Here is a 12,018-nt window from a genome sequence, read left to right as displayed (position 1 = left end):
GGCCTACGTGATAAAAAAAGGCCCATGATCTCATGGGCCTTTTTCACATCATCACGAATTACTTCTTAGGTTCAGTCACTACGTGACTTCCCACGCCGCGGTTGTTGTACTCCCACATGCGGTTGAAGTTACGGTCGTTCAGATCGCGCTTCAGCTGACCTTTCTCGTCCTGCGCGCCGGTATTACCGCTGAATGGACGTTTAGATACCGCGGCATCAGCCCACGGTTTTGCCACGTTGAAGCCTTCGTTAATCACGCTATCGCGAATAACGACCTGACCGTTGGTGTTGCCATCTACGTCCAGAGAACGGCCCAGTTGCGCTACGCCGTCACCGGTAGCGGTGAAGCGGCTGTCGGTCGCCAGGAAGCCGAAGTTGATGGTGGACAGGGTCGCTGGAGCGAACACGTAACCCTCCTGCTGGGTGCGGGAGTTCACCACGCGGAAGTCGGTGTTCTCAAATACCACTGCGCCGCGGCCGGAAACGATATCCACGTCGCCTTCCAGATAGCTGTCGGTGACCAGCGTACGGGTCTGACGGTTATTCTGCAGACGGTTATCGACACCGCTATTCGTCACGAAGAAGGTGTTCTGACGGCCCAGGATGTTCACTTTGTTAATCTGGGTTTTATCGCCATCGGTACGCAGGGCCACCGCCTGATGCGTTCCGGCATCCACGCTATCGCCGAGGTTATTTTCGATGGTCAGGTTCTGCAGTTGCAGACCGTTGTTCTGTGACCAGACAACCGCGGAACACATCACGCCGACGGTGGCGGTGCGTTTGCTCTGGCAGCTATCGAACATGTACCACGCCGGTTTGCCTGGCATGTATTTGCCGCCTGGGTTTACCTGACGACGCCAGCTGGTTGGGTCCATTTCGGAGTCGATAGCCAGACCGATTTTCACGTCGGCGGCTTTTTCGCCGGTACCGTAAATGGTCACGCTGCCCGGTGCCGCAGGAATATAAACGGTGCCAGGGTATTCGCCCGGCAGAACGGCGATGAACAGACGTGAGCTGCTGTGGCGAGCAATGGCGGCATCAACCGCAGCCTGAATGGTGGTGTGGGTAACGCCCTGCGTACCCGCAGGACCTACTACGAAGTCTGCTTTGGCCGGAACGGCGATGGAAGACGGAGACCAGGCGGCAGCGTTAGGATCAAGCGATGAGAAATAACGCGCGGCGACAAAGTTCTGCGCTTCATCAGCTGACAGCACCGGACGAGAGGCCGTACCAGGGGCTGCCTGGTCAGAAGGACGTTGATCCGCTGGGGTTGAGCTGCAAGCCGTCAGTGTCACGCCAAAAGCCAATGCCAGCGCCAGACGAGAAACCGAGAAAGTGTTCATGTTGCTCCAGGCTAATTTAAGTGAATGTGAATCCCGTAAAAGCAGCCTTTTTATACTAAGTTGAGCGAAACGGGAAGATGTGCTGGCAAAAAAATCGCCTGTTTTTTTGCCGACTTACCGTGATGGAAGGAAAGGGGAGGTCTCTGGCGGAGATGACCGCCATTTGTCAGGGGCGTTCGTAGAGACAATGGATGCGCCATCGTCCTGCTAGAACGCTTTTTTGTGGGCCAGACGGGTAATTAAATCGGTAATGCTTAATACCAGCGCCGACCGCACCATTTGCTGATAGCGCTGCTCCTGCATGGTTCTTAGCGCATCATCCACCACATCCTCCGGCATATGCAGCGTTGGAGGGGGCGGCAACGCCGTCATGCTGTGCAGCATGCTAATCGGGCCGAGGATTTCATCATCGGTAAAGCTGTAAACGGTCTTCTCCTGCTCCAGCTCGTTGTTCAGTGCTACCAGTAGCTCCACGTCTTCATATTCATCGCGGCTGATCACGCCGAGCGCGTAAATGAGCTTGAGACGGACCGACAGATTCGCTAATGGGCCGCTACCTTCGAGCAGCGGTTCGACGGCGTACTTAACGGCATAATCGTCTTTGCGAAAGGCCTGAAGAATCAGCTGATCGACCGCTTCAGCCAGCAGCAAGACGGCGGTCTGAATAAAACCGCTGAGCGTCTGGCGCGCGTTGAGCTTTTCCAGCACGCGGTTCTCTGCGGCCTGGTTTTTATAAAGGTCAGATTCGTCCATTGTCGCCATCATGGTGGTTTCATTGACCGAAGGGCGCGGCTTTAGCGGCGTCGGCTCCTTCGGATGATGTCCTTGTATCTCTGGTTGCGTCGTCAAACGCAGTCGATTTTGTTTCATCTTACCTTCTTATTCTGGAGCTGCTGCCGGGACAGCAGCTCCAACCCTATGGGCAACAACATTATTTCCGTTGCATGGCGTTATACACATTCGCTATCTGGGCGACAAGCGTTGGCTGGTCCTGCAGACCGCAGACCTGGGTAACGGTGTGGGCGACGCCATTATCGCGCAGCAGGCTCGCCATTTCTTGCGCCTGCGGGTCATCGCCGCTGCGATAGCTTAACGCTGCCGCAATGCCCATCACCAGGTTGTTATGAGGCAGGCCGTATTCCAGCGTGCCGCGCAATGGTTTGATCAGACGGTCGCCTTCGCTGAGCTTGCGCAGCGGCTGACGGCCCACGCGCTCCACGTCGTCGTGCAGGTACGGGTTTTCAAAGCGAGTCAGGATCTTCTCGATATAGGCCGCATGCTGCTCAGGGTTAAAGCCGTAGCGTTTGATCAGCACATCGCCGCTCTCCACCATCGCGCCTTTCACCACATCGCGAATGGCCGGGTCCAGAATGGCATCGCGAATCGTTTTATGCCCGGCCAGTTGACCAAGATAAGCGGTGATGGCGTGACCGGTATTGAGGGTAAACAGCTTACGCTCGATATAGGCCATCAGATTGCTGGTGGACTCCATACCGGCGATTTCCGGCAGTGCGCCTTTGAACTGCGTGCTGTCGACAATCCACTCGCTAAAGGTTTCCACGGTCACGTCCAACGGATCGTCGTTCGCCGCCGAACCCGGCGGTATGATACGGTCTACCGCAGAATCGACGAATCCAATATGTTCTTCCACCCAGCCGTGCAGCTCGGCGGGCATCGCCTGCAGCACGTGCTGTTTGAGCTGGCTGGTGCCGCGCACCATATTCTCGCAGGCGATGATATTCATCGGTTGATGATTACCGTTGTCATGACGGGCAATCAGTCCCTGCGCCAGCGTACTGGCGATTTTGCTCAATACCTGTGGGCCCACGGCGGTGGTGATGATGTCGGCTTCAGCAATCTGCTGGATGGCATCCGGGCTGTTGCTGTGGATAGCGCTGACGCGGTTAACCTGCTCGATGCGGGCATTTTCACCCACCACGTTGACCTGATAGTGCTGCTGATGCGCCAACTGATCGACCAGCGGCTGGTTAACGTCGGCAAAGGTTAACTCTGCCTGGGCATCGGCCAGCAGTTTACCGATAAATCCCCGACCAATATTCCCTGCACCAAAATGAATCGCTTTCATAAATCTGACCTCGAGAAAAACTTTCCATGTCAGGGGCGGCTCGCCCCTGAAGCCTTATGCTGCTTGTTCGCCGGACAGGATTTGTAGAATTTCCTGCACGCTGCTGGTCTGTGTCAGACGCTCAATCACGTCTTTATCATCCAGGGCGTTCGCTAAGCGGGCGATAACCTGTACGTGCTCGTTGTTGCGGGCGGCAATGCCGATAACCAGGCGGGCAATATCGTCCGGCTCATCGCCGAATCGAACGCCTTCCGGGTACTGGCAAATGACAATCCCGGTGCGCAGCACGCGGTCTTTGGCTTCTACGGTACCGTGCGGCACCGCGATGGATTCTCCCAGGTAAGTGGTGGTCAGCGCTTCACGCGCCAGCATGGCATCCACATAGTCCGGCTCAACGTAGCCGCCGGAGACCAGCATCTCACCGGCAAAGCGGATAGCCTGAGCCTTATTTTCAGCGGTCAGGTTGAGGAAAATGTTGTCCGCGCTGAGCTTAAACAGATTCTCATCGCGCTCGGTGCCGTCAAAAGCGTCATCGTTCGCCGCGATAATCGTCTGGTTAATGAGACGGCCGTCGTTCGCGGCGGCAGGCAGTTTGGCCGCCAGCAGACGGGTGGTCAGGTCGGTATATAGGCCGCTATCAAGGAAGTTGGAGAGCGACATGTGCATCGCCTGTGGCGCAAAGCGCATGGCGCGTTCGGTTAAGTCCTGATGGGTAATCACCAGGTCAACGTCGTCAGGCAGGCTGTTAATGGCGCAGTTGCTCACCGAAATGTGGGTCAGGCCCGCATCTTTCACCTTTTTACGCAGCACGCCTGCGCCCAGGGCGCTGGAGCCCATACCCGCATCGCACGCCACGATGATTTTACGCACGTGGTGCAGATCTTTAGACAGGTCGAGCGTTTCGCTACGCATCGCTGGCTGCGGCAGTTCGCCGGAGGATTTACCGCCGGATTTAGACTGCTGCTTCAGGCTCTGCATGCGACGGGTGGCTTCCGCCAGGCCGTTGCTCTCTTCATCGCCAACGCGAACGCGTTTCAGCAACATGGAGGCGGTCAGGAAAGAGACCAGCGTTGAGGCCAGAATTGACAGTACCACGCCAATAATGGAAGCCTTCGGCGTCATCAGCAGCACGGCAAAGATAGAGCCAGGAGAAGCCGGGGAGACCAGACCAGCGTTGAACAGCGTCAGGGTAAAGACGCCGGTCATGCCGCCCAGAATCACTGCCAGCAGCAGGCGTGGGTTCATCAGCACGTACGGGAAGTAGATTTCGTGGATACCGCCGAAGAAGTGAATAATCGCCGCACCGCCTGCAGACTGCTTGGCGCTGCCTTTACCAAAGAACATGTACGCCAGCAGTACACCAAGGCCTGGGCCTGGGTTCGCTTCAATGAGGAAGAAGATAGACTTACCGGTTTCGGTGGCCTGCTGAATGCCCAGCGGTGAGAAGATACCGTGGTTAATCGCATTGTTGAGGAACAGAATTTTTGCCGGTTCAACAAAGATAGAGGTCAACGGCAGCAGGTTGTTCTGCACCATGACGTTAACGCCGGTTGCCAGCGCTTTAGAGAGCAGCTCAACCATCGGGCCAATCGCCAGGAAGGCGAGCATCGCCAACAGCATGCCGATGATACCGGCTGAGAAGTTGTTTACCAGCATCTCAAAGCCGCTTTTGATTTTACCGTCAACCCAGCGGTCGAAGCGTTTAATCGCCCAGCCGCCCAGTGGACCAGCAATCATCGCGCCCATAAACATTGGCATATCGGCGCCAACGATAACGCCCATGGTAGTAATGGCACCGACCACGCCGCCGCGCTCGCCGCCGATAAGACGGCCGCCGGTATAACCGATTAACAGCGGCAGCAGATAGGTGATCATCGGGCCGACCAGTTTGGCTAACGTCTCGTTAGGGAGCCATCCGGTGGGAATAAACAGTGCAGTAATCAAACCCCAGGCAATGAATGCGCCAATATTGGGCATCACCATATTGCTGAGGAAGCGGCCAAAATTCTGTACCTTGACCTTGATATCTGGTGATAACATAAAAACACCCCTCGTGGTGCGCGTCTTAGATGCTGCGCGTCGTCATAGTTGTGATGGTTTCGCCAAAAACCATCCAGTCGTTCAGTATGCAAAATCGACTCTATCACGGCGTTTTCGTCTCGCGTACCCCGAGGGGTGTTTGTGATCTTGATCACTCTCACCACCCTATCAACAGGTCACTTTTGGTGATCGTTGTCACATAAAGTGGCTGTAAGTTGGCTACAAAGCGAAATTATGTCCTTTCCTGCCCTGTTTTTTGTGATTTAAATCACCTTTTTTATTGACGTGTTTGTTTTTAAATTGTGATCAAATTCACAAGATAAATTTACATTCCCCTCACACTCCTGCGCTTTCCTGTTATGCCCTGGCGTTTACGTTAGAAAATTACAGCGCTTCGCCATCAGCGACAAAAAAGCCCTGCGAGGTTTCCCTGGCAGGGCGTGAACGGATTAGGGGGCGATTAGCTGAACAGGGCGGTGATGGATGCGCTGCCGAGGCTATGGAAGTGCACGTTGAAGCCGACCATCGCGCCGCTGGCACCTTCATCAACGTCAATGCTTTCAACGTCCATCGCGTGGACGGTGAAGATATAACGGTGGGTTTCGCCTTTCGGCGGTGCCGCGCCGCCGTAGCCCGCTTTACCGAAGTCGGTCCGGGTTTGCAGGGCGCCTGCCGGTAACCCGACCAGACCAGAGCCCGCACCGGTTGGCAGTTCACGGGTGTCGGCTGGAATATTGGCAACGATCCAGTGCCACCAGCCGGAGCCGGTTGGGGCATCCGGATCGTAGCAGGTTACGACAAAGCTTTTGGTGCCCGCAGGAACGTCATCCCAGGCCAGATGGGGAGAAAGGTTTTCGCCATCGTAGCCCATGCCGTTGAACACCTGGCGATGAGGGAGCTTTTCACCGTCACGCAGGTCGTGGCTGACTAATTTCATCAACTGCCTCCTTTGTTAATCAACTGATTAACAAAGGAGTGTAGCGGTAACGTGGGGAGATTACCGCAGCTTATTGGATAAAAAATGTTTCCTGCTCAACCGCGAGACATATCGCCCGCGTCAGACGCGTCAGCTGCTGCGGCGTAATAGGGTACGGTGGCATCAGATAAATCAGGCGGCCAAACGGACGGATCCACACCCCTTGTTCGACGAAGAAGCGCTGGAGCAACGCCGGGTTCACCGGATAGCGCGTCTCGACGACGCCAATAGCCCCCAGCACGCGGACATCGGCGACCAACGGCGCGTCGGCGGCCGGGGCGAGTTCGCGCTTGAGCTGACGTTCAATTGCCGCCACCTGCGTTTGCCACTCGCCGCTCTCCAGCAGCGCCAGGCTTTCTGTCGCGACGGCGCAGGCCAACGGGTTGCCCATAAAAGTGGGGCCGTGCATAAAGCAGCCCGCTTCGCCGTTGCTGATGGTCTCGGCAACCTCACGGGTGGTGATCGCGGCGGAGAGGGTCATGGTACCGCCGGTTAGCGCTTTTCCGAGACACAGAATATCGGCGCTGATGCCCGCATGATCGCAGGCAAAGAGCTTGCCGGTACGGCCAAAGCCGGTGGCAATTTCATCGGCAATCAGCAAGATCCCTTCGCGATCGCACATCTTACGAATCCGTTTGAGCCACTCCGGATGATACATCCGCATGCCGCCCGCGCCCTGAACCACAGGCTCAAGAATAACGGCAGCAATTTCGTGACGATGCGCGGCCATCAGACGGGCAAAGGCCACCATATCGTACTCGTCAAACTCCCCGTCAAAGCGGCTATGCGGCGCGGGCGCGAAGAGGTTCTCCGGCAGGTAGCCCTTCCACAGGCTGTGCATCGAGTTATCCGGGTCGCACACCGACATCGCGCCAAAGGTATCGCCGTGATAGCCGTTGCGGAAGGTCAGGAAACGCTGGCGCGACTCGCCTTTGGCTTGCCAGTACTGCAACGCCATTTTCATCGCCACTTCCACCGCCACCGAACCCGAGTCGGCAAGGAACACGCACTCCAGCGGCTCCGGGGTCATCGCCACCAGTTTACGGCACAACGCCACGGCGGAAGGGTGGGTAATACCGCCAAACATCACGTGCGACATCTGGTCGATCTGCGTCTTCATCGCCGCGTTCAGACGTGGGTGGTTGTAGCCGTGAATGGCTGCCCACCACGAGGACATGCCGTCCACCAGATGCTCGCCGCTGGCGAGGTGCAGCTCGCAGCCCTCGGCGGAAACTACCGGGTAGACCGGCAGCGGTTTAGTCATTGAGGTATAGGGATGCCAGATATGGCGGCTATCGAAGGCAAGATCGTCCGTTGTCATAATCGACTTGTAAACCATTTTGAAAAGTTTTAGGTTTACGAGTATAAACCGAACCGAAAATTAACAAAACCCCGGAGAAGCCAATGGCTAACCCTTTACGCTGGACAATGTCGCAGGTCACCGCTCTTTTCGATAAACCGCTGCTCGATTTACTGTTTGAAGCTCAACAGGTTCACCGCCAGCACTTCGACCCTCGGCAGGTGCAGGTGAGCACGTTGCTGTCGATCAAAACCGGCGCGTGCCCGGAAGACTGCAAATACTGCCCGCAGAGCTCACGCTACAAAACCGGGCTGGAAACCGAACGCCTGATGGAAGTGGAGCAGGTGCTGGAATCGGCGCGCAAAGCCAAGCTGGCGGGCTCGACCCGTTTCTGCATGGGCGCGGCGTGGAAAAACCCGAACGATCGCGATATGCCGTACCTGGAGCAGATGGTCCAGGGCGTGAAAGAGATGGGGCTGGAAGCTTGTATGACGCTGGGCACGTTGTCCGATAGCCAGGCGAGCCGGCTAGCGACGGCGGGGCTGGATTATTACAACCACAACCTCGATACCTCGCCGGAATTCTACGGCAATATCATCACCACCCGCAGCTATCAGGAGCGCCTGGACACGCTGGATAAAGTGCGTGATGCCGGGATTAAAGTCTGCTCCGGCGGCATTGTGGGCCTTGGTGAAACCGTCACCGACCGCGCCGGGCTGTTGCTGCAGCTCGCCAACCTGCCAACGCCGCCAGAGAGCGTGCCGATTAACATGTTGGTGAAGGTGAAGGGTACGCCGCTGGCGGATAACGACGATGTTGATGCCTTTGATTTTATTCGCACCATTGCCGTGGCGCGCATCATGATGCCAACCTCCCACGTCCGCCTCTCCGCTGGCCGTGAGCAGATGAACGAGCAGACCCAGGCGATGTGCTTTATGGCGGGCGCGAACTCCATTTTCTACGGCTGCAAACTGCTGACGACGCCGAACCCGGAAGAGGACAAAGACCTGCAGCTATTCCGCAAATTAGGTCTTAATCCGCAGCAGACCACGGTGACGGCGGGTGATAACGAACAGCAGCAGCGTCTGGAGCAGGTACTGATGACGCCAGACACCGAGGATTATTACAACGCGGCGGCGGTATGAGCTGGCAGCAGCGCATTGAACAGGCATTAAGCGAACGTCGGGAGGCCCAGGCTTTCCGTTCTCGTCAGCCTTTGGAGCAAGGTGCAGGCCGCTGGCTGGTGCGCGGTGAGCGTCGCTACTGCAACTTTTCCAGTAACGACTATCTCGGCCTCAGCCAGCATCCGCAGGTGATCCAGGCCTGGCAGCAGGGCGCGCAGCGGTATGGCGTGGGCAGCGGTGGGTCCGGGCATGTGACCGGCTACCACCAGGCCCATCAACGCCTTGAAGAGCAATTGGCTGACTGGCTGGGCTATGACCGCGCGCTGCTGTTTATCTCCGGTTTTGCTGCCAATCAGGCGACGATCGCCGCACTTGCCGGGCGCGAAGACCGGATCGTTGCCGATCGTCTCAGCCACGCGTCGTTGCTTGAAGCCGCTACGCTAAGCCCGGCGCAGCTGCGCCGCTTTCAGCATAATGACAGCCAGCATCTCTCCAGGCTGCTGGCAGCCCCCCTCGACGGCCAGCAGCTTGTGGTGACGGAAGGGGTATTCAGCATGGATGGCGATAGCGCGCCGCTGGCGGATATCGCTGCGGCCGCGCGCGACGCTAACGCCTGGCTGATGGTCGATGATGCGCACGGCATTGGCATCAACGGCACAAACGGGCGGGGGAGTTGTCAGCAGCAGGGCGTTCATCCTGAGCTGCTGGTGGTGACCTTTGGCAAGGCGTTTGGCCTGAGCGGTGCGGCGGTGCTGTGCAGCCATGACGTGGCGGATTACTTTGTGCAGTTCGCCCGCCATCTCATTTACAGCACCGCCATGCCGCCCGCCCAGGCGGTTTCGCTACAGGCGGCGCTGGCAGTGATTCAGAGCGATGATGGTCAGCAGCGACGCGAAAAACTGGCGCAGCACGTGGCCGCGTTCCGTCACGGCGCACAGGGGTTGGCTTATACCTTAACCGACTCGCAAAGTGCGATTCAGCCGCTGATCGTCGGTGATAACCAGCACACTCTCAACCTGGCCGAACAACTGCGCGAGCAGGGCTGTTGGGTGACGGCGATTCGCCCGCCGACGGTACCCGCCGGGACGGCACGCTTGCGCTTAACGCTGACCGCCGCGCACGAAGCGCAGGATATCGACAGACTGCTGGAGGTGCTGCATGGCAACCGTCAATAAACAGGCGGTGGCGGCGGCATTTGGCCGTGCGGCGGCGCACTACCATCAGCACGACGAGTTACAGCGCCTGAGCGCACAGCAGCTGCTGTCCCAGCTGCCGTCGCGGGCGTTTGACCGCGTGCTGGACGCAGGCTGCGGGCCGGGCAGCTACAGCCGCTACTGGCGTAACAAAGGTAGCCACGTAACGGCGCTGGATCTCTCGGCTGAAATGCTTGAGCAGGCGCAGCGTCAGCATGCAGCCGACCGTTATCTCCAGGCCGATATCGAAGCTATTCCACTGCCGGAAGGCGGCTTTGATCTGGTGTGGAGCAATCTGGCTATTCAGTGGTGCAGCGACCTCCACGTGGCGCTGGAGGGGTTGTATCACCAGCTTAGCCCCGGCGGCACGCTGGCCTTTACCACGTTGACGGCAGGCTCACTGCCAGAGCTGAATCAGGCCTGGCGCGCCGTTGACCAGCGTCCACACGCCAACCGTTTTCTTCCCGAGACGGCGCTACAGGAGGCGCTGGTTGGCTACCGCAGCCTCAGCGTTGCTACCTCCATCACGCTGGCCTTTCCCGATGCGCTGAGCGCCATGCGTTCCCTGAAAGGCATTGGCGCGACGCATCTCCACGAGGGGCGCAGCCAGCAGCCGCTGACGCGCAGCAGGCTCCAGCAGCTTCAACTGGCGTGGCCGTCTCAGGCGGGAGAATTCCCGCTGACTTATCATCTTTTTACAGGAGTGATCTCGCGTGACTGAACGCTTTTATGTAACCGGCACCGACACCGAAGTCGGAAAAACCGTCGCCAGCACCGCGCTGCTCCAGGCCGCAGGTTCGCTTGGGCGGCGTACGGCGGGGTACAAGCCGGTGGCTTCCGGCAGCGAAATGACCGCCGACGGTTTGTGCAACAGCGACGCACTGGCGCTGCAACGCAACAGCGTGCTGCCGTTACGCTATGAGCAGGTGAACCCGTATACCTTTGCCGAGCCGACCTCTCCACATATCGTCAGCGCCGACGAGCTGCGGCCTATCGAGGCCAGCGTGCTTTCCGCTGGGCTGCGCGCGCTGGAGGCCGAAGCCGATTGGGTGCTGGTGGAAGGGGCTGGCGGCTGGTTTACGCCGCTCTCGCCAACGCTGACCCTGGCGGATTGGGTGAAAACGGAACAGATGCCGGTCATCCTGGTGGTGGGCGTGAAGCTTGGTTGCATCAACCACGCGGTGCTGACCGCGCAGGCAGTACAGCAGGCAGGGCTACGGCTGGCGGGCTGGATTGCTAACGATGTGACGCCGCCGGGGCGTCGCCACGCAGAATACCTGAGCACGCTCCAGCGGATGCTTCCCGCGCCGCTGCTCGGTGAGATCCCGTGGCTTGGCGATGAGGTTGAATCCCAACCGCTTGGGCAATACCTTGACCTGAGCGCTCTGTAAGCTGCTTTTCTGGCACGCCTTTTCCATCTTCATTCGTAAGCGCTAACCCGCAGATAACGTAAGGAAATCGCCCATGTTGATGGACAAAATGGGCGTGCTTTTTCGCTGATAAATATCAAAATCGGGGATAAAATATTTTTTTGCTTTCTCGTTGACACGCCGTTGCGCAAATCGCCGGGTGCCGGGGGATAGGGGCTAGCGGCAGTTATCCACTATTCCTGTGGATAACCCTGTGTATTAGAGTTAGAAAACCTGCGGTAAACGAGAGAACATGCGGCCTGCGCCTGAATTGATGCGAAACGCGGCTTTTCGATGTTTTTTATAAATTTCAACAAGATAAATAAAAGCAATGGCGTAATAAAAAGTGCTGCGGATTGCCATAAAACTTTCATGACCTATATTGACAAATGTTAAAAGAGAAAAAATTCTGGGGATAACCTTATCTGGCTGGTGTTTTATCTTGTCAGAGGATAAATTTCAGCCGCTCTTGCGTGCCGTTGCCCCTGGAACACGAAATACAGTAAGTGATTACTGTTTTTATATCCAGTATTTTTTATTGGCAATTC

Annotated in this window: 11 protein-coding genes; 4 read left to right on the top strand and 7 right to left on the bottom strand. The window is 57.4% G+C overall.

Annotated elements, in window-relative coordinates:
- Positions 1–58: 58 nt before the first annotated feature.
- From FHC49_RS01795 to bioA, 6 genes are all read right to left on the bottom strand, one after another.
- Positions 59–1,342 carry a putative acyl-CoA thioester hydrolase gene (locus FHC49_RS01795; protein WP_185666721.1) on the bottom strand — a complete coding sequence of 428 codons (1,284 nt, stop codon included), beginning with the start codon at positions 1,340–1,342 and terminating at the stop codon, positions 59–61.
- 207 nt (positions 1,343–1,549) lie between these two features.
- Positions 1,550–2,212 carry an MltR family transcriptional regulator gene (locus tag FHC49_RS01790; RefSeq protein ID WP_185666720.1) on the bottom strand — a complete coding sequence of 221 codons (663 nt, stop codon included), beginning with the start codon at positions 2,210–2,212 and terminating at the stop codon, positions 1,550–1,552.
- 61 nt (positions 2,213–2,273) lie between these two features.
- Complete coding sequence (locus FHC49_RS01785) at positions 2,274–3,428, bottom strand: mannitol-1-phosphate 5-dehydrogenase (protein ID WP_220438413.1); 1,155 nt, start codon at positions 3,426–3,428, stop codon at positions 2,274–2,276.
- Positions 3,429–3,482: 54 nt separating this feature from the next.
- A complete protein-coding gene (locus FHC49_RS01780) occupies positions 3,483–5,468 on the bottom strand; it encodes a PTS mannitol transporter subunit IICBA (RefSeq protein ID WP_185666718.1) in 1,986 nt (661 codons plus the stop codon).
- Positions 5,469–5,928: 460 nt separating this feature from the next.
- Positions 5,929–6,405: a kinase inhibitor gene (locus FHC49_RS01775; RefSeq protein WP_185666717.1), complete on the bottom strand. Its 477-nt coding sequence runs from the start codon at positions 6,403–6,405 to the stop codon at positions 5,929–5,931.
- Positions 6,406–6,475: 70 nt separating this feature from the next.
- Positions 6,476–7,765 (bottom strand): adenosylmethionine--8-amino-7-oxononanoate transaminase, encoded by a 1,290-nt coding sequence (bioA, locus tag FHC49_RS01770; protein ID WP_220438411.1) that lies wholly within the window; start codon positions 7,763–7,765, stop codon positions 6,476–6,478.
- An 83-nt stretch (positions 7,766–7,848) separates the two neighbouring features.
- On the opposite strand from bioA, the gene bioB reads away from it, so the two are divergent.
- Genes bioB through bioD form a run of 4 tightly spaced genes read left to right on the top strand, consistent with a single transcriptional unit; the run spans position 7,849 to position 11,452 of the window.
- Positions 7,849–8,889 carry a biotin synthase BioB gene (bioB, locus tag FHC49_RS01765; protein ID WP_185666715.1) on the top strand — a complete coding sequence of 347 codons (1,041 nt, stop codon included), beginning with the start codon at positions 7,849–7,851 and terminating at the stop codon, positions 8,887–8,889.
- The gene (gene bioF / locus FHC49_RS01760) at positions 8,886–10,043 is read left to right on the top strand and encodes an 8-amino-7-oxononanoate synthase (RefSeq protein WP_220438410.1); all 1,158 of its coding nucleotides are present in this window, start codon (positions 8,886–8,888) and stop codon (positions 10,041–10,043) included. The genes bioB and bioF overlap by 4 nt, the downstream gene beginning before the upstream one ends.
- A complete protein-coding gene (bioC, locus tag FHC49_RS01755; protein WP_220438408.1) occupies positions 10,027–10,782 on the top strand; it encodes a malonyl-ACP O-methyltransferase BioC in 756 nt (251 codons plus the stop codon). Before bioF ends, bioC begins: the two co-directional genes overlap by 17 nt.
- Positions 10,775–11,452 carry a dethiobiotin synthase gene (bioD, locus tag FHC49_RS01750; RefSeq protein ID WP_220438406.1) on the top strand — a complete coding sequence of 226 codons (678 nt, stop codon included), beginning with the start codon at positions 10,775–10,777 and terminating at the stop codon, positions 11,450–11,452. The genes bioC and bioD overlap by 8 nt, the downstream gene beginning before the upstream one ends.
- A gap of 243 nt (positions 11,453–11,695) precedes the next feature.
- Here the strand turns inward: bioD and FHC49_RS01745 are convergent, their stop codons facing one another.
- Positions 11,696–11,833: a hypothetical protein gene (locus FHC49_RS01745; protein ID WP_220438404.1), complete on the bottom strand. Its 138-nt coding sequence runs from the start codon at positions 11,831–11,833 to the stop codon at positions 11,696–11,698.
- Between the last annotated feature and the right edge of the window lie 185 nt (positions 11,834–12,018).

The sequence above is a fragment of the Kluyvera sp. EC_51 genome (assembly GCF_019584505.1).
In the GTDB taxonomy this organism is placed as follows: Bacteria; Pseudomonadota; Gammaproteobacteria; order Enterobacterales; family Enterobacteriaceae; genus Kluyvera; species Kluyvera sichuanensis.
The sequence above is the reverse complement of the archived record's forward strand: the minus strand, read 5'-3'. Positions and strand labels throughout refer to the sequence as shown.